General features: G+C 68.3%; 16 protein-coding genes, 1 tRNA gene and 4 pseudogenes. 8 read left to right on the top strand and 13 right to left on the bottom strand.

The features are described from left to right. Positions 1–156 precede the first annotated feature (156 nt). Together pknB and StrepF001_RS15795 are read left to right on the top strand one after the other, a co-directional pair. Positions 157–2,157, top strand: a complete 2,001-nt coding sequence (gene pknB / locus StrepF001_RS15800; protein ID WP_129798871.1) for a Stk1 family PASTA domain-containing Ser/Thr kinase — start codon at positions 157–159, stop codon at positions 2,155–2,157. A 184-nt stretch (positions 2,158–2,341) separates the two neighbouring features. Beyond that, positions 2,342–3,382 (top strand): restriction endonuclease, encoded by a 1,041-nt coding sequence (locus tag StrepF001_RS15795; RefSeq protein ID WP_129798870.1) that lies wholly within the window; start codon positions 2,342–2,344, stop codon positions 3,380–3,382. Between the two features lie 96 nt (positions 3,383–3,478). Here the strand turns inward: StrepF001_RS15795 and StrepF001_RS15790 are convergent, their stop codons facing one another. The 6 genes and pseudogenes from StrepF001_RS15790 to StrepF001_RS15765 all read right to left on the bottom strand — a co-directional run bounded on the left by StrepF001_RS15790 (position 3,479) and on the right by StrepF001_RS15765 (position 7,589). Further along, on the bottom strand, positions 3,479–4,231 hold the full coding sequence (locus StrepF001_RS15790) for a class E sortase (RefSeq protein WP_129798869.1): 753 nt from the start codon (positions 4,229–4,231) through the stop codon (positions 3,479–3,481). Between the two features lie 19 nt (positions 4,232–4,250). Beyond that, complete coding sequence (locus StrepF001_RS15785; RefSeq protein ID WP_129798868.1) at positions 4,251–5,276, bottom strand: class E sortase; 1,026 nt, start codon at positions 5,274–5,276, stop codon at positions 4,251–4,253. Continuing rightward, the gene (locus StrepF001_RS15780) at positions 5,273–5,902 is read right to left on the bottom strand and encodes an aminodeoxychorismate/anthranilate synthase component II (protein ID WP_129798867.1); all 630 of its coding nucleotides are present in this window, start codon (positions 5,900–5,902) and stop codon (positions 5,273–5,275) included. Before StrepF001_RS15780 ends, StrepF001_RS15785 begins: the two co-directional genes overlap by 4 nt. Next, a complete protein-coding gene (locus tag StrepF001_RS15775) occupies positions 5,899–6,096 on the bottom strand; it encodes a hypothetical protein (RefSeq protein ID WP_206306887.1) in 198 nt (65 codons plus the stop codon). The genes StrepF001_RS15780 and StrepF001_RS15775 overlap by 4 nt, the downstream gene beginning before the upstream one ends. A 16-nt stretch (positions 6,097–6,112) precedes the next feature. Next, entirely contained in the window at positions 6,113–6,799 is a 687-nt protein-coding gene (locus StrepF001_RS15770; protein WP_129798865.1) for a class E sortase, read from the bottom strand. Positions 6,800–6,819: 20 nt separating this feature from the next. Beyond that, positions 6,820–7,589, bottom strand: a pseudogene (locus StrepF001_RS15765) (DUF881 domain-containing protein). Positions 7,590–7,741: 152 nt separating this feature from the next. Here StrepF001_RS15765 and crgA point away from each other — a divergent pair. Further along, positions 7,742–7,996 carry a cell division protein CrgA gene (crgA, locus tag StrepF001_RS15760; RefSeq protein WP_129798863.1) on the top strand — a complete coding sequence of 85 codons (255 nt, stop codon included), beginning with the start codon at positions 7,742–7,744 and terminating at the stop codon, positions 7,994–7,996. Positions 7,997–8,299: 303 nt separating this feature from the next. On the opposite strand, the gene StrepF001_RS15755 is transcribed toward crgA, so the two are convergent. Both StrepF001_RS15755 and StrepF001_RS15750 read right to left on the bottom strand, forming a co-directional pair. Beyond that, positions 8,300–9,226 (bottom strand): rhomboid family intramembrane serine protease, encoded by a 927-nt coding sequence (locus tag StrepF001_RS15755; protein ID WP_129798862.1) that lies wholly within the window; start codon positions 9,224–9,226, stop codon positions 8,300–8,302. 135 nt (positions 9,227–9,361) lie between these two features. After that, positions 9,362–9,895 carry a peptidylprolyl isomerase gene (locus StrepF001_RS15750; protein ID WP_129798860.1) on the bottom strand — a complete coding sequence of 178 codons (534 nt, stop codon included), beginning with the start codon at positions 9,893–9,895 and terminating at the stop codon, positions 9,362–9,364. Positions 9,896–10,210: 315 nt separating this feature from the next. Here StrepF001_RS15750 and StrepF001_RS15745 point away from each other — a divergent pair. The 3 pseudogenes from StrepF001_RS15745 to StrepF001_RS47915 all read left to right on the top strand — a co-directional run. Continuing rightward, a pseudogene (locus tag StrepF001_RS15745) lies at positions 10,211–10,911 on the top strand (DUF5324 family protein). Between the two features lie 882 nt (positions 10,912–11,793). Then, positions 11,794–12,338 (top strand): annotated as a pseudogene (locus StrepF001_RS15735) (DNA-binding protein). A gap of 161 nt (positions 12,339–12,499) precedes the next feature. Then, positions 12,500–13,183: pseudogene (locus StrepF001_RS47915) on the top strand (serine/threonine-protein kinase); the annotation flags it as partial. A gap of 974 nt (positions 13,184–14,157) precedes the next feature. Here StrepF001_RS47915 and StrepF001_RS15725 read toward each other — a convergent pair. Further along, a complete protein-coding gene (locus StrepF001_RS15725; RefSeq protein ID WP_240797513.1) occupies positions 14,158–15,477 on the bottom strand; it encodes a hypothetical protein in 1,320 nt (439 codons plus the stop codon). 223 nt (positions 15,478–15,700) lie between these two features. Continuing rightward, complete coding sequence (locus StrepF001_RS47910; protein ID WP_003999697.1) at positions 15,701–15,829, bottom strand: DLW-39 family protein; 129 nt, start codon at positions 15,827–15,829, stop codon at positions 15,701–15,703. A 300-nt stretch (positions 15,830–16,129) separates the two neighbouring features. On the opposite strand from StrepF001_RS47910, the gene StrepF001_RS15715 reads away from it, so the two are divergent. Further along, positions 16,130–16,513, top strand: a complete 384-nt coding sequence (locus tag StrepF001_RS15715; protein WP_129798856.1) for a DUF6344 domain-containing protein — start codon at positions 16,130–16,132, stop codon at positions 16,511–16,513. 130 nt (positions 16,514–16,643) lie between these two features. Here the strand turns inward: StrepF001_RS15715 and StrepF001_RS15710 are convergent, their stop codons facing one another. Continuing rightward, positions 16,644–17,393 carry a TetR/AcrR family transcriptional regulator C-terminal domain-containing protein gene (locus tag StrepF001_RS15710; protein ID WP_129798855.1) on the bottom strand — a complete coding sequence of 250 codons (750 nt, stop codon included), beginning with the start codon at positions 17,391–17,393 and terminating at the stop codon, positions 16,644–16,646. 155 nt (positions 17,394–17,548) lie between these two features. Between StrepF001_RS15710 and StrepF001_RS15705 the strand changes: the two genes are divergently transcribed. Further along, positions 17,549–19,048 (top strand): MFS transporter, encoded by a 1,500-nt coding sequence (locus StrepF001_RS15705; RefSeq protein WP_129798854.1) that lies wholly within the window; start codon positions 17,549–17,551, stop codon positions 19,046–19,048. 156 nt (positions 19,049–19,204) lie between these two features. Here StrepF001_RS15705 and StrepF001_RS15700 read toward each other — a convergent pair. Beyond that, positions 19,205–19,278 (bottom strand) — tRNA-Ile (locus StrepF001_RS15700). A gap of 125 nt (positions 19,279–19,403) precedes the next feature. Then, positions 19,404–20,198 (bottom strand): DUF3566 domain-containing protein, encoded by a 795-nt coding sequence (locus tag StrepF001_RS15695; RefSeq protein WP_129798853.1) that lies wholly within the window; start codon positions 20,196–20,198, stop codon positions 19,404–19,406. Positions 20,199–20,215 lie beyond the last annotated feature (17 nt).

The following is a 20,215-nucleotide window of genomic DNA, read 5'->3' as shown; positions in this document are numbered from 1 at the left end:
ACCTTCACATCGGTGCACGTTGCGATACCGGTCCTGTATCGGCTGACGGGCTTGGCCAGGTCACACAAATCGAGCCGGGTACGGTAGGCCCGGACGGCAGCCTCCGGCCGCACGACGTGCCGGTCGGGACCGACGGAGAGGGCTGGTAGGTAGCTTATGGAAGAGCCGCGTCGCCTCGGCGGCCGGTACGAGCTGGGCCAGGTGCTCGGCCGTGGTGGCATGGCGGAGGTATACCTCGCGCATGACACCCGCCTCGGCCGCACCGTGGCGGTGAAGACGCTGCGCGCGGACCTCGCACGCGACCCGTCGTTCCAGGCCCGCTTCCGCCGGGAGGCCCAGTCGGCCGCCTCGCTCAACCACCCCGCAATCGTGGCGGTCTACGACACGGGCGAGGACTACATCGACGGGGTCTCGATCCCGTACATCGTCATGGAGTACGTCGACGGCTCCACTCTCCGTGAGCTCCTCCACAGCGGCCGCAAGCTGCTGCCGGAGCGCGCCATGGAAATGACCATCGGCATCCTCCAAGGCCTGGAGTACGCCCACCGCAACGGCATCGTCCACCGCGACATCAAGCCGGCCAACGTCATGCTGACGCGCAACGGCCAGGTCAAGGTGATGGACTTCGGCATCGCCCGCGCCATGGGCGACTCCGGTATGACGATGACCCAGACCGCGGCCGTCATCGGCACCGCCCAGTACCTCTCCCCGGAGCAGGCAAAGGGCGAGCAGGTCGACGCGCGATCCGACCTGTACTCGACCGGCTGTCTGCTCTACGAGCTGCTGACCGTCCGCCCGCCTTTCGTCGGCGACTCCCCGGTCGCGGTGGCCTACCAGCACGTCCGCGAGGAGGCCCAGTCCCCCTCGGTCTTCGACCCCGAGATCACGCCCGAGATGGACGCCATCGTCCTGAAGGCGCTGGTCAAGGACCCGAACTACCGCTACCAGTCCGCCGACGAGATGCGCGCCGACATCGAGGCCTGCCTCGACGGCCAACCGGTCGCGGCCACGGCAGCCATGGGCTCGGTCGGCTACGGCGGCTACCCCGACGACCAGCCCACCACCGCCCTGCGCTCCGACGGCCACGCCGGCGCCACCACCCTGCTCCCCCCGGCCAACCCGGACGACGGCAGCTTCGGCTACGACGACCGCCCCGACCGGCGCCGCCAGAAGAAGTCCAACACCTCCACGATCCTGTTGGTCGTCGCGGCTGTGCTGGTCCTGGTCGGCGCGATCATGATCGGGCGGTGGGCGTTCGGTGGCGGGGGGGTCGGGAACGACACGGTGCCTGTGCCGAACTTCGTGGGGCTGACGCAGGAGGACGCGCAGAGGCAGGCGACCAACTCCGATCTGGAGCTGTCGGTCAGCAACAAGCCCTGTGAGAACCAGAAGAAGGGCAACGTCTGCTCCCAGGACCCGAAGCCGGACGCGACGGTCGACAAGGGCACCTCGATCAACGTCGTGGTGTCGACGGGGGCGCCGAAGGTGGCGGTGCCGAATGTCGTGGGCGACAGCCTTGAGGACGCGACGGCGAAGCTCGAGGGCGACAAGTACGAGTTCGTCGTCAAGACGAAGGAGGAAGAGTCCACGGCGGAGGAGCCGGGCACAGTCCTTGAACAGGACCCGGACCTCGGTGAGGAAGTGGAGAAGGGCTCCACGATCACCCTCACCATCGCCAAGGCCGAGGAGAAGTCCACCGTCCCGGCCGTCATCGGCCAGACCTGTGACGCCGCCAAGGCACAGATGCAGGCCAACGACCTCACGGGCACCTGCGAGGACACGCCGACCACCGACCCCAACCAGGACGGCAAGGTCATCGAGACCTCAGTGCCGGTCGGCTCGCCGGTCGACAAGGGCTCGACCGTGACGATGAAGGTCGGCAAGCTGCAGCAGAAGACGCCGGTGCCGGACGTCCGCAACAAGACGGTCGCCCAGGCCAAGCAGGAACTTACGGCGGCCGGCTTCACGAACATCCAGTTCGCGGGCGGCAGCGACCAGAGCGACACGGCGTTCGTCATCAACCAGGATCCGGCCGGCGGCAACCAGGTCGACGACCCGGCGAGTACGACGATCACCCTGCAGACCGTGAACTTCGGCGGGGGCAACAACGGAGGCAACGGCAACGGAGGCATCATCGGAGGCAACGACTCCGACTGACCTCGCCGTAACGTGAGTGGGCCCTGCCGGAATTTTCCGGCAGGGCCCACTCGGTTGTGCGGCTCCGCATAGCCGTGCACACCTCGATCGTGTCTTCGTATTTCACGACTCGTTGATCGGGTGGGGTGGGGCATCAGGCTCTGCCTCGGCCATACGGCCAGGACAACTGGTGAAGGGGCAGAGCGTGATCAACGAATCGGCGTTGCTGGAATCGAAGACCCTGCGCAGCAGCGTGCTGGAGCGCACGGACGTGCTCGACAGGGTGAAGGCCCTGTCACTGCTGCCGGACGGGATGCACGTGACGACGGCGATGGTTGCTGCCTACTTTCAAGTGGGCATCAAGGCCATCCGCTCTCTCGTCGTCGACCACCGTGAGGAGCTGGAAGCCAGCGGCTACCGGGTTCTGACAGGTTCAGAACTGAGCTCCTTCAAGGAGCTCAGTGGCATCCAGTCACGCACACGCTCCCTGGCGCTCTTCTCCCGCCGAGCCGTCCTCAACGTCGCCATGCTGCTCCGGGACAGCGAAGTCGCACGTCAGGTGCGTGTGTACCTCCTCGACATGGAGTACCTGGCGCGCACACAGCCTGTGGAAAACCCAGCCCCCACTGACCCCACTGACGTGGTCTCCCTCGACGACCGCATCGACCAGCGCATCACCCACATCCTCGGCAAGACCGTCGTCCCCATGTTCAACGCCCTGATCGAAACGTCAGGCGAGCACCGCAGGGAGCTGATGGCGCTCCGCGCAGGCGTCCAGCGCATCGAGCAACGGCTCCACCAACACCACGCGCGGCTGAAGCGGCTCGAAGGGGTGCGTGACGACCGCCCCGCCGTCGGAGTCATGGCCGCTATGGACGCCATGAACGGCCGCACGTTCGAGCGCCACATCGCCAAACTGCTGCAACGCGACGGCTGCACGAACGTCGTCGTACAAGGCGGTCACGGCGACCGGGGCGTCGACATCATCGCGCTCACGGCCGACGGCCGACGCCTGGTCGCCCAGTGCAAGAGGTTCGCGCCGTATCTCTCCATCACCAGCCCGGACGTCCAGAAGTTCATCGGGTCGGCGAAGGTTCTGTACGGCGCGGACGTGGCGCTCTATGTGGCGACGTGCCCCTTCACTCCTGAGGCCTTGAGCATCGCCGCCGAGGCGGGGATCACGGCCGTACACCGCGGGGTGCTGGAGGAGTGGAGCGCCGGTGAACCACTGAAGATTCTGGAGTAGGTATGGCATGACGCAAAGAGGCCCGAAGCCGCAAGACGAAGTTGCGGCTTCGGGCCTCCGCCATGCTAGGGGACAGAGGTCCCCGAAGAACCTCAGTCAGCCGCGCAACTCCTCCGGCACCGTCCGCTCCCCGTCCACCTTCTCGACCCGCTCCAGCTCCCCCCACACCACATACCGGTACCGGCTGGTGAAAACCGGCGTGCACGTCGTCAGGGTGATGTACTTGCCGGCCTTGTTCCTGCCGGACTCCTTGGGGATCGCGTCGAGGACCTTGACGTTGTACTTCGAGGTCTCGGGAAGGACGGCGTAGACCTTGTAGACGTACCACTTGTCCTTCGTCTCGAAGACGATCGGGTCGCCCTTCTTCAGCTTGTCGATGTCGTGGAACTTCGCGCCGTGGCCGTCGCGGTGGGCGGCGAGGGAGAAGTTGCCGTTCTTGCCGCTGGTGGGGAGGGCCGCCTTGACGGGGTCGGTGTAGTAGCCGGCGACGCCGTCGTTGAGGAGCTCCGTGGACGTGCCCTTCTTGATCAGGATCTCGTCCTTGTCCATCGCGGGTACGTGCAGGAAGCCGATGCCGTCCTTGGTGTCCAGCGCGCCGGGCCCGGAGGGCGCGGAGCTGGCCCAGTTGTCGCGGACCTTGTCGCCCTCCTGGTCCGCCTTGCGGTCCGCGAGGACGTTCGTCCACCACAGCGAGTAGACGACGAACAGGCCGAGAACGAGACCTGCGGTGATGAGGAGCTCACCGAAGACGCTGACCGCCGTGGCGATCGGGCCGGGGCCGCGGCGCCGCGGCCCGGGCGCAGCGGGGCCGGTGTCGGTGTGCTCTTCGCGATCGGTGGTCGCTGCCACTGTTCCTCTGCCCCTGCCCTTAACTGACGAGCGCATCCGGCTTGCCCTTGCTGCGCGGCCGTTCCTCGACCATCTTGCCCCAGACGATCATCCGGTACTTGCTCGTGAACTCCGGCGTGCAGGTCGTCAGGGTGATGTACCGGCCGGGCTCCTTGAAACCGGAGTCCTTGGGGACCGGGTCCAGGACGCTGACGTTGCTCGGCGAGGTCACCGGAAGGATCGACGCCATCGAGTAGACGAAGTACGTGTCCTGCGTCTCCACAACGATCGGATCGCCCGGATCGAGACGGTTGATGTACCGGAACGGCTCGCCGTGCGTGTTGCGGTGGCCGGCCAGCCCGAAGTTACCGGTCTTCGCTTCCGGCATCGCCGTCTTCAACGCGCCCTCGGCATAGTGGCCGACCATGCCCCGGTCCAGCACCCCCTTGTTGCTGGTGCCCTCGGCGATCGGCACGACCACGTCCAGCTTGGGAATGTGCAGCAGCGCAAAGCCCTGGCCCGGCTCGAAGGTGCCCGGGTTGCGCTTGCCGCTCGCCCAGTCGTCCTGGAGCTGGCTCGCCTCGTTGCCGGCCTGCGCGTGCGCCCGCACGTTCGTCCACCACAGCTGGTAGGTGACGAACAGCAGCATCAGCACGCCGGTGGTGATGAACACCTCACCGATCACCCGGCTGGCGACCACTGCCGGGCTCGGTCTGCTCGCCCGCGCCTGTCGTCGCGCCTCCACCCGGGACAAGGGACGCTGCGGAGCCGTCGTGGCGTCGGTGTCGGCGGGCCTACGGGAGCCTCCATGCCGCCCGTGACGCCGCTTGGCGGCCTTCCTGCGGGCCGCGCGGCCACCGGGGGCGGGTCCGACAGCGGAAGGAGCCAACGGGGCGGGAGAACCCGATATGGGCTCGCCGACGGAACGCACCTCACCCGGCGGCTCGGGTATCCGCAGCGCGACGGTCTCCTCGTCGACGGGAGGCTCGTACGACGCCTGATACGGCTCCTGGGACGGGGGATACCCCTCCGTGCCGTACCAGTCCGTACCAGGCGCCGCGGTCACGCCGAGGCCCTGCCCACCACCGGGGCGAGCCCCGCCGACCTCGCCACCGCTCCGTGGTCGCCGCACTCCACCAGCCAGTTGGCCAGCATCCGGTGACCGTGCTCGGTCAGCACCGACTCGGGGTGGAACTGCACACCCTCGACCGGGAGTTCACGGTGTCTCAGGCCCATGATGATGCCGTCGTGCGTCCGCGCGGTGACCTCCAACTCGGCCGGCACGGTGACCGGCTCGGCGGCGAGAGAGTGGTAGCGAGTCGCCGTGAACGGAGAGGGCAGGCCCGCGAAGACGCCCTTGCCCTCGTGCTCGACCAGCGACGTCTTGCCGTGCAGCAACTCCGGCGCACGATCCACGACACCGCGTACGCCACTGCTCGACTGCATACCGAGGCAGACACCGAGACGGGCACCCGCCGGCGCACAGTGCCGGACATGTCGATACAGACCCGGCCTGTTCAGGGCGCCGGGACCGGGCGACAGCAGCACACCGTCGAAACCGTCATCGGCGTGCGCGGTCGAGACCTCGTCGTTGCGCAGGACCTCGCACTCGGCACCCAGCTGGTACAGGTACTGCACCAGGTTGAAGACGAAGCTGTCGTAGTTGTCGACGACGAGAATGCGCGCGCTCACTGGTTGTCCACCGTCACATCGTTGAAGGGAAGCAGCGGTTCGGCCCACGGAAACACGTACTGGAACAGGACGTAGACCACGGCCAGGATCAGTGCCAGTGAGATCAGCGCCCTGACCCACGCGTTCCCCGGCAGATGCCGCCAGATCCAGCCGTACATGCCGTCCCTTCCGTCGCACCACGGCACCAGACTCACGCCGTACTGCACCAGACTAACGGCGCAGGGCCGCTGGTTTCCCGGCCTCCACAGGCTGGGTGGAATCCAGATGCGCCCAGACGATCAGCCGGTGGCTGTGTCCCCACTCCGGTTCGCAGGTGGTGAGCGTGAGATAGCGGCCCGCACTCGTGTACCCGGATTTACGTGGCACGGGGTCGATCACCTCAACGTCCGTCGGCACAGTTTTGTACGGCCCCTTGCCGATCCGGTACGTGAACCAGGTCGCCCCATCGGTCAGCACCACCGCGTCGCCGCGACGCAGCCGGGGGAAATCCTTGAAGGGATCACCGTACGTGCGCCGGTGACCCGCCACCGAAAAGTTCCCCTTCTGACCGAGCTGCGCGGTGCCGGCGTAGTGGCCGAGGCCCTTCTTGAGGGTGTCGGTGGCGGTGCCCTCGAGCACGGGCTTGTTCCACGTGAAACCAAGGCGCGGGATGTACATGATCGCGAACGGTTTCCCGTTCTCGTACGCCGCCGGCTTCGGGGGGCTCGCAGAGGCACCGGGGGCTGCGCCGGGCTGCACGGCCCCCTGCGACCACTGCTCCTGGAGCCGGTCGACCTCGTCGTCCATGACGTTGTCGGCCTTCACGCCGGTCCAGAACAGCACATAGACGACAAAGAGCACGATCACAGTGCCGACGGTGATGCACAGTTCGCTGACGGTCCTGACGATCACGCGCACCGGCGGCTCCTGAGCGGCGCTTACTCCACGGGCTTCGCGTAGTGCAGGTCCACTGTGCCCGAGTAGCCGGGCAGAGTCACCGTCCCGTTCTCCTCCACTTTCCAGCCCAGGCCGTAGACATTGACGTACACCATGTAGTTCTGGATCGCCGGCGACGCCGAAAGCGCCTGCTGCAGCTTCTCCGGATCGCCAACCGCCGTGATCTTGTACGGCGGTGAGTAGACCCGGCCCTGGAGGATCAGGGTGTTGCCCACACAGCGCACCGCACTGGTGGAGATCAGCCGCTGGTCCATGACCTTGATCCCTCGCCCCCCAGGGCGTTCACACCAGCCTGCAGGTCCTGCTGATGGATGACCAGGTAGTCGGGCTGCGGCTCCGGATAGCCGGGGAGCTTGGCGGTGGCGTTCGGCGGAGCGTCGTCGAGTGTCACCGTCAGCGCCTCACCGGTGAGCTTCTGAGTACCCGCGTCCTTCTCCAAGGCGGCGAGCTTGTCGTCCTCCGCCTTGGTGCTGCCGTCGTCGCGCTCGGCGAGGGACTCGACGTCCTCACGCAGGGCCGCGTTGGACTCGTCCAGTTCGCCGTTGTTCCGGCTGCGCTCCTCAATCAGGTCGGAGAGCTTCAACAAAGACGCATCCGTACGGATATTGGTGCCTTTGGCCGTATGGAAACTGGTGAAGAAAATGAGCCCCGCGAGAGCGAAGACGCCCACCGTGAGCAGCCGCACGGGCCGGAAAGCCCACCGGCGGGCAGGGCTGGATCCCGTCCCGGGGGAGTCGGCAGAATTGCTCAACGTACCCTTATCTCCTTCGGCGCCACGGAAGCACTACGCTAACGGACGCCCGGGGGAGCGCTCTGAGCTCCTTGCACACGCCCCCGAACGTTGCCCCGAGCCCGACCCAGTTCCCTGCGCGGCCACGCAGCGCATCGACAGGAGAGACCCTCGTGCCGAAGTCACGTATCCGCAAGAAGGCCGACTACACGCCGCCGCCGTCGAAGCAGGCGACCAGCATCAAGCTGAACAGCCGCGCCTGGGTCGCCCCGGTCATGCTCGCCATGTTCCTCATCGGGCTGGCCTGGATCGTCGTCTTCTATGTGACCGACGGTTCGCTGCCGATCGACTCGCTGGGCAACTGGAACATCGTGGTGGGCTTCGGCTTCATCGCGGCCGGATTCGGTGTCTCCACCCAGTGGAAGTAGGCCGGTCGAAGACCAGGCGAGCGGGCGGTGAACACAGCTCTGCCCACGGCTATCCGCTGAGTTATCCACAGCAGTGAGAATTTCCACAGCCGACCTGGGGAAAAGACCGACGATCTGTGGATAACGCATCGGACGTTGACACCGATACGACAGCCACACTATCCCCAGAAACCTTGTTCGCCCCCTGTCTGACCTGCAGAAACGCCGGTCATCGACAGGGGGCACGCCTGTTCCCGCACAGCGTGCACAAGATCCACCACGCACTGTGGACAACTTGAACAGCTCAGTGGATAACCACCCGGCTCAGCTGAGCTGAGCGGTCCGCAGCAGCGTCATCCCCACGACGACCGCCAGGACCAGCACGCTGGTGCCGTACTGGACCAGTCCCCGGCGTTCGCGCGGGGCGTGGACCATGGCGTAGCCGATGACCAGGCCGGCGGCGAGTCCGCCGATGTGGGCCTGCCAGGCGATGTCGAAGCCCGGGCTGAACGTGAAGATCAGGTTGATCGCGAGCAGGGCGATGACCGGGCGCATGTCGTAGTTGAGCCGACGCATGAGCACGGCTGTCGCGCCGAAGAGGCCGAAGATCGCTCCCGAGGCGCCCAGCGAGGCTGTCGTCGGGGCTTCCAGCAGATAGGTCAGGGCGCTGCCTGCGAGGCCTGAGACGAGGTAGAGCGTGAGGTAGCGGGTGCGGCCGAGGGCGGCTTCGAGGGGGCCGCCGAGCCACCAGAGGCTGAGCATGTTGAAGCCGATGTGCCAGATGGCTTCGTGGGTGAACATCGAGGTGAACAGGCGGTACCACTCGCCCTCTGCGACGCCCTCTGTCGGTCCCCAGGGCGCTGGTGGCCATTCGCCGATGAGGAGGATGTGGTTGAGGAGGGACGGTTCGGCCCGGCCGGCGATGAATACCGCGAGGTTGATTCCGATGAGGATCTTGGTGAGGAGTCTGGGGTCGGCGACGACGGTGCCGCCTGCGATGGTGCGGGGGCGGGAGGCGCCCGGTGCGTGTCCGGTGCCGGAGGCGTCGCGGACGCATGCGGGGCACTGGAAGCCGACGGAGGCGCTGACCATGCAGTCGGGGCAGATCGGGCGTTCGCAGCGAGTGCAGCGTACGCCGGTCTCGCGGCCGGGGTGGCGGTAGCAGACGGGCGTGCCGGCGGCGTCCTGCGGGCCCGGGTTGTCCGGGCCGTGGTTGTGCGGGCCGTTCGGGCTGCCTGGCGCCTGGTCCATGAGGTCCCCTCATCGTCGAGTCCGACAGAAACGCCCCGCTCTCTTTACGGACGAGCGGGGCGTTTGGTTCCCTACGGGAGGTCTCGGACTCGGCTTTTGCGGGTCCTCCGACTTGGTCCTCGTGGGCCTTCCGGCTCAGCCTTCGCGGGTCTCCACGACGACCGACTCGATGACGACGTCGTTGAGGGGGCGGTCGGTGCGCGGGTTGGTCTGGGTGCTCGCGATCGAGTCGATGACCTTCTGGCTGGCCGCGTCCGTGACTTCGCCGAAGATGGTGTGCTTGCGGTTCAGCCAGGCCGTCGGGGAGACGGTGATGAAGAACTGCGAGCCGTTGGTTCCCGGGCCGGCGTTGGCCATCGCCAGCAGGTAGGGCTTGTCGAACTGCAGGTCCGGGTGGAACTCGTCGGCGAACTGGTAACCGGGGCCGCCCGTGCCGTTGCCCAGCGGGTCGCCGCCCTGGATCATGAAGCCGCTGATGACCCGGTGGAAGACCGTGCCGTCGTACAGCTTGTCCGTGGACTTCTGGCCGGTGGCCGGGTGGGTCCACTCACGCTCGCCCTTGGCGAGCTCGACGAAGTTCTTGACCGTGATCGGCGCATGGTTCGGGAAGAGCCGAACTTGGATGTCGCCGTGGTTGGTCTTCAGGGTGGCGTAAAGCTGCTCAGCCACGATCTGCCTTCCGTTGTCTTCCTGTGACCCCACGATCCTCGCACGGCCTGCGCCGTACGTCGCCCGACGTGCTGTTTCGGGCGGGAATCCGGGCGGAGGGCTTGCAGATTTTCCGATGAGTCGTTCCGTGGCGGGAGCGCGGAGCGGCGATCCGTGGCATTGTCGACGACAAGCTCCTGTTGCCGTATTCATCCGCTATTGCGCGGCGACCATGACCCGGATGCCCGTCCTCACATGCCACGTCATGCTTGGGCAGGCATGATCCCTAAAAGGGTGGAAAGTCGAAATACGTACGCCACCGAGGAGGAGGAACCCGTGACCCGCATCGACAGCGTGCGCGCCGCGACCGGCTCGGCGAAGGACAGCGTGCTGCACGCCGCGGAAGTGGTGGCGCCGTACGCCGACACGGCGAAGGACCGGACCGCGCACTATGCACACGAGGCACGCGTACGGCTTGCGCCCAGGGTGTCGCAGGCCGCCGGGCAGGCCCGCGTCCAGTACGAGTCGCATCTCGCGCCGCGCCTGGAACAGGCCCGTTCGCATGTGCCGCCGAGGGTGGACCACGCCGCCCATGAGGCCGCTTTCCGTACCCGTATGGCTGCCCGGCAGGCTGCCGACTACTCCCGGCCGAAGATCGAGCAGGCGGTGGCCGCGGCCGGGCCCGTCAAGGACGAGGCGGCGTCGCGTGGTGCCGCCGCGCTGGCCGCGCTGCGTGGCCAGGTCTCGGCCGAGGAGATTCACAAGCTGGTCCGCAAGCATGAACGGCGGGCCAAGGCCGGCCGGGCCGTGAAGGTACTGGCGGTTCTCGGCGTTCTCGCGGGCGGCGCTTTCGCCGCCTGGAAGTGGTGGGACAAGCAGGCCAACCTGACTGGCTGGTCGAGCCGCCCGCCGCGACCGAGGTCTCCGAGTCGGGCCGGCTCACGTCGGTGGACGGCAGCGGACAGTCCGTGCTCGATCCCGAGGTGCAGGCCAAGGAGGCCGAGGAGGAGGCTGCGGACCGCGAGGACCGCGGCTGAGCCGTCTGACCGTGGGGCGGGAGACTTGTGGGTCTCTCGCCCGCATGATGATTCACGCGGATGCCCGGGTGGAACGGGTTTCACGTGAAACCGGCGAGCGGCGCGCGCTTGCGTCGTACGGCCGTAACTTGCTTGCTATTGCACTGGTTGACGATTGCGCGGCACAGCCGTACCTCAACTGTCAATGCGCGAGCTGCGGTGCTGATTGCCAAGAACGGCACCGTGCGTCAGGAGCTTGGGGGCACCGTTCATCTCTGCGCACGAGGGTGAGTCCGGTTGCGCCTGCAATGAGCTGTCGCAGGTGCACCGGCCGTCAACAGGTGAGCTGGGAACATCCACCGAAGCACCGATCCTCCGGTGTGAGTGGCTCAGGTGGGTCCGCCGCGCGGATCCGTGATCCGGCGGCGTAGCGCGTGGGCCGGGTCGGGCGGTCGACGTCCCACAGACTGGCAGAGTCCACGATGTCGAGGGCGGGGTGCGTCCGCCTGGGCTGAAGCGGGACGCGCGGAAGCCTGACCGATCGGTCGGCGTGCCTCGAGGAGGCTGCCGCTCCCGTGCGCATACGTGTGTTCTGCGTGTACCGAGACACGAAAATACCTCCGAACGCGTTTCCGCAGGCCAGAGGGCATTTACCGGTGGAGCTAGGGGAGTCGCCCTGACATCTGCCATGCAAAGACAGCGTCTACCAACTGAGCTAAGGCCCCGGAAGGGAGACGTCGGCCGGAAGAACCGCGTACCGGCGGGCGCCGCAGACCAGAGTAGCGGGTGACCCGGTATCTCGCAAAAAGATTGGGGGGTCCCCGTGAACGACCATCTCCGTAAGATGCTCGGCGTGGTTCGCTACAGCGAACCGGGTTTTGGGGAAAGCGATGGGGAGACGCAATGGACGCCGCACAGCAGGAAGCCACCGCAAGAGCGCGGGAACTGCAGCGGAACTGGTACGGGGAGCCGCTGGGGGCGCTCTTCCGTAAGCTCATAGACGATCTTGGACTCAACCAGGCTCGTCTCGCGGGGGTGCTGGACTGTCCGCGCCGATGCTGTCCCAGCTGATGAGCGGTCAGCGGCGAAGAATCGGAAACCCTGCCGTGGTCCAGCGGGTGCAGTTGCTGCAGGACCTGGCTGCACAGGTGGCGGACGGCAGTGTGAGCGCGGCGGAGGCCACCGATCGGATGGAGGAGATCAAGAAGTCGCAGGGGGGCTCGGTGCTCAGCAACAGCACACAGACGACGAGCAGCTCGGGAGCGCCCACGGTCAAGCGGGTGGTCCGCGAGATCCAGTCGCTGCTGCGTTCGGTGGCGGCCGCGGGAGACATCATCGAGGCCGCGGACACTCTCGCCCGACCCATCCGGAGCTGGCAGAGTTCCTCCGGGTGTACGGCGCGGCCGCACCTCGACGCCGTCGCGCACTACCAGGCCCACCAGAGCTGACCGCACGGCCGTTCGCCGCGTGGGGGTGCGGCAGTCGGGCCTGTTGCACGGCGGCGGTGAGAGCGGCGCGAGGAGAGGCCGCGAGAGGGGTCGTATCACTCGTCGAGGGGCAGGCAAGGGGGGAAGCCCTGGGATCGTAGGGGGAGGAGCGGCGCACAGCGATGGGTGAGGTCTTCGCCGGACGGTACGAACTGGTCGATCCGATCGGGCGTGGAGGAGTCGGCGCCGTCTGGCGTGCCTGGGACCATCGCCGACGTCGCTATGTGGCCGCCAAGGTCCTGCAGCAGAGCGACGCGCACTCGCTGTTGCGCTTCGTACGCGAACAGGCGCTGAGGATCGATCACCCTCATGTTCTCGCGCCGGCCAGCTGGGCCGCCGACGACGACAAGGTCCTGTTCACCATGGATCTGGTCGCCGGCGGTTCGCTGGTCCATCTCGTCGGGGACTACGGTCCTCTGCCGCCGTCCTTCGTCTGCACTCTCCTCGACCAGCTGTTGTCGGGGCTGGCCGCGGTGCACGCCGAGAACGTCGTGCACCGGGACATCAAGCCCGCCAACGTGCTGCTGGAAGCCACCGGTACGGGCAGGCCCAAGCTGCGCCTGTCCGACTTTGGCATCGCGATGCGGCTGGGCGAGCCCCGGCTGACCGAAACCAACCTCGTGGTGGGTACGCCGGGGTATCTGGCGCCGGAGCAGATGATGGGCGCCGAGCCGGACTTTCCGGCGGATCTGTTCGCCGTGGGACTGGTCGCGCTGTATCTGCTGGAGGGCGCCAAGCCGGACGCCAAGGCGCTCGTGGAGTACTTCGCAGCGCACGGGACTCCCAGTGCGCCCGCGGGCATCCCGGAGCCGTTGTGGCAGGTCGTGGCGACACTGCTGCAGCCGGATCCGCAGGCCCGCTTCCGCACCGCCACAGGTGCGCGCAAGGCGCTCGCTTCGGCGGCCGAGCTCCTGCCCGACCCCGGCCCCGACGACGAGCAGATCGAGATCTTCGACCAACTCGGGCCGCTTCCCTCGGGGTTCGGGCCCGTGGGGCCGCTTGCTTCGGCGGCCGGGACGCGCACGGCGGCGGGTGCGGGGTCCGGAATCGGGGCAGTCCCTCCGAGAGCCGGGGACGCAGCCGACTCGCTGTCCTCGCGGCCCGGCACGGGCTCCGTACGTTCTGGGGCGCGCAGGGAGGACGTGGTCGCGGATCCCCGTCAGCAGCCCACCGCTCACCCCGGCGTCGTCACCCCGGCCCAGCCCTCCGCTCCTTCGCAGCCGGCCAGTATGTCGGACACCGGCAGCTTCCACCTGCCGCCTCCGCAGCCCACCGTCAGTTCCCCTCGGGCGGCCGCCCCCGAGGCCGGGTCCGCAGAGGCACCCGCACCGGCACAGCAGGGCCCACCGCAGCCACAGCACCATCGGCATCCACAAGCACAGCAACAGCTGCCCCCACAGCAACCGTTCCTCACCTCCCCTCACGAGACCACGCACGTGCTGTCCTCCCCCCAGCAGCAAGCACCGCTGTACCCGCTCCGGCGCCGCCCCGGCGATGCCCGGCGCGCTGACGCTCTACTGCTTCGTACACGCTCAGGACGCGCAGGTTCCACTCTCCGCACCACCGATTTCGCGGCACCCTGCCGACCAGCCGGCTCACCAGCCGCTCACCGGCAGCCCGAGCGCCCCCCAGCCGAGCGTCCCTCACTCCAGCCGCCGCTACCGCCGCACCGCACCCCGGCCGACGTCGCCCCGGCCCGCCGCGAAGGTGGCGGTCCCGCTGGTCCTGCTGGCCCTGGCCTGCTACGCCGTGGGTTTCTGGGCGTTGACCCAGGTCTGAACTACCCGGCGAGGCCGGCCCTCCGCCGTGCCACCGCCGTCCAGACCCCGAGCCCCACCAGAATCACCGTGCCGGCGCCGATCCCGCCCGCCGCGAGCGCCGTCATCGCGGCGTCCTCCTCCGCCGCACCGCCGGAGCCGGCAGCTCCCCGATCCTGGCGCGTGACCTCGAAGACGTCGTCCGGCACGGACTGCCCGGCATAGGCGGGCGCTTCCTGCGCCGTCCCCGCCACCCGTACGCGCAACGTCAGCCCGAACGGACCGTCGCCGAAGTCCTCGGCCACCTTCGCGGAGAGATGCACCACGAGGTAATACGAACCGGCGAACCGCATCCCGGCCACCCGGTCCGTGAAGGAGTGGCGGTTGGCGTGTGCGACCGGCGGAAGCGGATCGAGTGCGGCCGACCGCTGTTTCCCGTCGTAGCCGATGCCTGCGTCCTCGACCGGCCCGCGTGCGGGGTTGTAGAGGGACACGTCGAGCGCTCCGACCACGTAACCGGAACCGGAACCGGCGGTGCCGAGTTCGGCGGTGGCGTACAGCTGCCGGCCCCAGTCGACCGGAACCTCGTAGAAGAGGGTCTGTCCGGGTTCGATGTCGTCGGTCCAGACGCCCTGGTCCAGCGAGGTCGCCGTGGCGAAGCCGGCGCCGCCCGGCCGCTTTTCGGGCTCGTCGGTGGGCGGCGCGGGCGTGGCGGAGTCCCAGGCCTGCGGCGCCCTGGTGGCACCGGGCTGCGCAAGGCCCGGCTCCTCGATCACGGCCAGCTCCAGGTCCCAGGCAGCCGGCGCGGAGTCCTTCGCACCGACGTGCTCGACGACCACGTAGTACATGCCCTCGGCCTTGCACCGGCTGGTGCCGGACTCGCGCGCGCCCCAGGCGGCGATCGGGTGCGGGCTGCGGCCGGCGCCGAAGGTCGTCGTATCGAAGGAGCAGGAGCTGCCGTCCGTCTCCTGCACCGTCACCTTGATCCCCTCCACGGCGGAGACGGTGGCGTCCGGGGCGGGTACGGCGGTGGCGGAGACGTACGTGTTCGAGGTGGCGTCGAGGGCGAGGCGGTAGTAGGCCTTTCCGCTGCTCGGCAGGGTGCTCTTGTACGTCCTGCCGGGCTGGAGGCGTACGGCGTCCGTGGTGCCCGTGGCGCCCGGTACGGACCGGGCGTCCTCGGCGAAGGCGTAGGCGGTGCCGCTCGCCGTACCGTCAGCCATCGCCGTGGGACCGGGCAGGGCGGCCGCCGTCACCACCGTCGCCGCGAGGAGGGCGGCACGCGCGCGTGCCGACGGAAAACGGCCCCGGTGCGCCTTGGACCCTGCCGTACGTCGCCCCATCACGCGCCACCTCTGGAAGTGCCGAATCATCGAACCGTCCGTACCCTGGCCCATCCTGCCCTCGCAAGGCCACGACTCACGGCGCAATCCGTACGAGCGTCCGAAACGCCCACCACGGAACCGCCCGTGCCGGAGAGCGCCCGTACCAGAGACCGTCCACGGACACGCAAAACCCCGACCGCAAAGGCGGCCGGGGTCTGTTTTCAGTATCGGATGTCGGTACTCACGAACCCGTGGGCACGGAGTCGGTCGCCTCCGTCCACAGATCCTGCTCGGCGCGATCCGCCTGGATCTGGCGGTACACGAGGAGCCCGCCGATGGCGGCCAGTGCGACCAGGAGAAGCTTCTTCACCGCGCGACCTCGTCTTTCCTTGACGTAGGGGACCTCTGGCGCCCGACTATACACACCGCCCGATATCGATCGGTGACCTGCGCCGGGCCCCAACTCCCCGGCGGCGCAGCCCACTCCGCGCGGACGGCGCCGCTCCGATCTGACGGTGCTCACAGCCCCGCATTTTTCGGGCCTCTTGCGACCATCCGGGTGGTGTTGATCTGAAGATCGCTGCGTCACGGGCGTCGGTCCACCACTTCCCGAGCCTCATACACATGATGAGCAAAGTACGCAAATCGCCCAACCCGAAAGTGAGGGGCCATGGCCCGGAACAAGGTCATGAAGCTGTGGAACGTCATCATCACCGCCTTCCTCGCGCTGTGCACGGCGCTCGGACTCGCCACGACCACCGCCGGCGCGGCGGTACCGCAGACCGAGACTTCGCGCAACAGCACCGCACGACCCAACACGGCGCCGACGATGTCCCGCTGGGCTCGGCCCCACGCCACGGCCCTGCCCCCCACGATGAAACAGCGCATCCAGGCCGAGGCACACGGCAAGGCCCCGACCTGCCGCCACCGCCCGCTCACCAAGACGGACACGGACCAGACCGGCACTGATCCGGCGGCCGACGACTGCGGCTCCCGAACGGCGGCCCCGGACGATCCCGTCACGCTCCCGCTCTCATCGGTCCCCTTCACCTGAGTTCCTCCGGATTCCGTCAACCCTGTCGTCACGGCGAACCTGCGTACACCGCCCTCATGACGAGGCCCGGCCACTGGCTCAGTGGCCGGGCCTTCACGCGTTCCGCGCCCGCCTCGGGCGGATCCACCGGTCAGGCATCCGGCAGCCGTAGCGCCAGCCCGTCGAGGACGACCTCCAGGCCGTACGAGAACTTGGCGTCGCGCAGGGCGACGGGATCGGTGGTGGCGGCGACGGCGTCGTCCTGCGCGGCCGCCAAGTGGTCGTGGCCGGCGGCGGCCTGCTGCGCGGCGGGCATCAGGCGGGCGATGAGGTCGGCCTCGGTGGTGCCGGAGCGGGCGACGGTGATGAGCCAGGCGGCCTCGGTGGTGCTCATGCCGATGACGTACGACAGCACGGTGTCGATCGCCCGGTGCGGCTCCGGGAAGCCCGCGGCCGTGAACAGGGCGGCGAGACGCTCGGAGAACGACATCAGGTTGGGGCCGAGGTAGGCGAGGCCTGCCTGGCCCAGGACCGAGGACAGCCAGGGGTGGCGCAGGGCGGTCGCACGGAAGGAGTGCGCGGCCTCGGTGACGGCTGCGCGCCAGTCGGGGCTGTCGGCGGGCGGTACGTGGATCTCGGCGGCGACCTCGTCCACGGCCAGCTCCATCAGCTCGTCCTTTGTCGCGACGTGCCGGTAGAGGGAGGTCGCGCCGGCGTTCAGGCGGGCGCCGAGCTTGCGCATGCTCAGCGCGTCGATGCCTTCGGCGTCGAGTACGGCGACGGCCGCGCGGACGATCGCGTCCCGGCTGAGGGCGGGCTGGTCGGGCTCGCGCTGCTGCCGGGCCCAGACGGACGGGATCGGGTTGGGCTCCGGCTTCGACTTGCTCGTCCTGGCGGCCATGGCGCTCCTCGCGACTCCTGTGCGTACGTCGTTCGCATCTAGCGTACGAGAAACAAGGATTGCGCACACTGCTCCCTCGTGCGTACAGTGTTCGCATCGAAGGAACAGTGTGCGCACCGTGCAGGCGCAGACCCGTATCCCTGAAAGGAACGGCCATGGAAAACCGCAATCCACGTCGCTGGTGGATCCTCGTCGTGCTGTGCCTGAGCACGCTGGTCCTGGTGGTCGACAACATGGCACTGACCGTCGCGGTGCCCTCGATGACCGAGGACATCGGTGCGAGCACCCAGGACATCCAGTGGATCCTCGACTCCTACATCCTGGTTTTCGCGGGTCTCCTGCTGATCTCGGGCAGCCTGGGTGACCGGTTCGGCCGCCGGAAGGTGATGCTGATCGGCCTGTTGCTCTTCGGAGCGGCCTCACTGGGGGCGACCTTCTGCTCCAGCCCCGGGGAGATGATCGCCATACGGATCGCGATGGGCGTCGGCGGAGCGCTGATCATGCCCTCCACCCTGTCGATCCTCATCACGGTTTTCGACGAGGAGGAGCGCGGCAAGGCGATGGCGGCGTGGGGTTCGGTGTCGATGCTGGGCCTGGTCGGCAGCCCGGTGCTCGGCGGCGTACTGATCGACCACTTCTCCTGGCACTCGATCTTCCTCATCAACGTCCCGGTCGTCGCTCTCGCCGTCGTCGCCGGTCTCACCCTCATGCCGGAGTCCAGGGCGCCGTGGCAGAAGCCCGACCCGCTGGGCGCGGTGCTGTCCGCCGTCGGTATGACCGCCCTGGTCTGGTGGATCATCGAGATTCCGCAGCACGGCGCCTTCGAGGGCCGCTCGGTGGTCACCCTGGCCGTCGCGGTCGTTGCCCTGCTCGGCTTCGTGATCTGGGAGAACGTCACCCCCGCCCCGATGGTCCCGCTGGTCCTCTTCAAGCACCGCAACTTCAGCGGCGGTTCGCTCTCCCTGGCGTTGGTCCAGATCGGCAACGGCGGTCTGCTGCTCGTCCTGACCCAGTACCTGCAGTTCGTGCTCGGCTACTCGCCGGTCAAAGCGGGCGTGGCCTTCCTGCCGATGGCGGTCGCGGCCCTGCTCGGCAACGGCTCCGGCGTCAAGCTCGCCGAGAAGATCGGCAACCGCTACGTGATCCTGTCCGGCATGCTCGTGATGGCTGCCTCGTTCGGCCTCCTCACCACGGTCTCGGCCGACTCCGGCTTCACGGTCCCGGCGGTGGCCCTCGCCCTGCTGGGCCTCGGCGCCGGTCTCGCGATGCCCGCCGCGGTCGCCGCGCTGATGGGCACCATCCCGGCCGACAAGGCGGGCGTCGGCTCGGCCCTCAACGACACCATCCAGCAGGCCGGCACCGCCCTCGGCATCGCCATCCTCGGCTCCCTCCTCACCAGCGGCTATGCCGCCGAGATGCCGACCGACGCCCCCGAGCAGGCCAGGCAGTCCATCACCGGCGCCCTGGCCACCACCGACAGCGCCCTGATCGGCACCGCCCGCGAGGCCTTCACCGCCTCGATGACCACCACTTTCACACTCAGCGCGATCGGCGTCCTGGCCGCCGCCGTCCTGGCCACGCTGGTGATGCGCGACCGCAAGCCGCAGCAACCGACGGAGGCCACCGCCCCGCAGGAACCCCAGCTGGTCGCCTGACCCTCGTCGGCCAAGAGCGGGCGCTTCCCCTTCAGGCGCCCGCTCTTCGCGTCGCCGAGCGCGGGCGCATCACGGACGACCCCGTGACGACCGGCCAAAACACGGAGAGGGCGCCTCCCACCTGGGGAGACACCCTCTGCCTTCGTTCTGCATCTGTGGGGCTAACAGGATTTGAACCTGTGGCCTCATCCTTATCAGGGATGCGCTCTAACCAACTGAGCTATAGCCCCGCCGCGCTGTGCGGTGTGTGTCCCGCGCGCTGACTCCTGAAGATTAGCGCACGACCGGGGCAGTCCCAAAATCGATAATCGGTGGAGGTTTGAAGCGGCCCGTCAGCGAACCGGCTCGTCCGGCCTCACTCGTCCTCTGCCAGTGTCAGTTCCACGCCGCCGACGAAACCCGCGGAGAGGTTGTAGATGAACGCGCCGAGTGTCGCGAGGGCCGTCGCCAGGACGACGTCGATGACCGCGATGATCGTGGCGAACAGCAGGACGTTGGGCAGCGACAGGAACGCCTGCAGGTCGAAGCCGTTGGACTCGTTCGAGCCGGTCGCCTCGGAGATCGTGCCGCCGACGGTCGAGAACACGCCCATCGCGTCCATGACCATCCACAGCACGGCGGACGCGACGATCGTGCAGATGCCCAGCGCGATGGAGAGCAGGAAGCTGACCTTCATCACGGACCACGGGTCGGCCTTGGCCACCCGCAGCCGGGCTTTGCGGACCCGGGGTGTGGTGCGTGCGCCGGTGCGCGGGCGTCGTACCGCGCCGGCGGGAGCGGACGTCTGGTACGCCTGCGGCGGGTGGTAGGGCCCGGTGGGTTGCTGAGGCTGGCGCTCCCCGGGGAGCGGGGACGCCGCCTGCTGCGCCTCGGCCGACTGGGCCGACGGCTGGGCGCCCGGAGCGGCCGGGCCCGCTCCAGCCGCGTACTGCTGGGTCTGCGGGCCTCGGGTGTCCGTCACAGTTCCCCCCTGGGATCCATGAGTGTCAGGCGAGTGCGAGTCGGTCGCGTGGGGTTTGATCGCCTGCAAGTTGGTCGTGTGGGAGTCCGTCACAGGCGCGGCGGAGCCGCGACCGCCGCCGTCCGTTTCCGTACCGGTCGAGGTACCGGCAGGGATACCGGCAGATCCGGCGCCCGTGGCTCCGCTCACGCTGACTCACTCCTCGT

The sequence above is a fragment of the Streptomyces sp. F001 genome, assembly GCF_004187715.1.
Classification (GTDB): domain Bacteria; phylum Actinomycetota; class Actinomycetes; order Streptomycetales; family Streptomycetaceae; genus Streptomyces; species Streptomyces flavusporus.
Note: the sequence above shows the minus strand (reverse complement) of the source record. Positions and strands in the feature narration are given on the sequence as shown.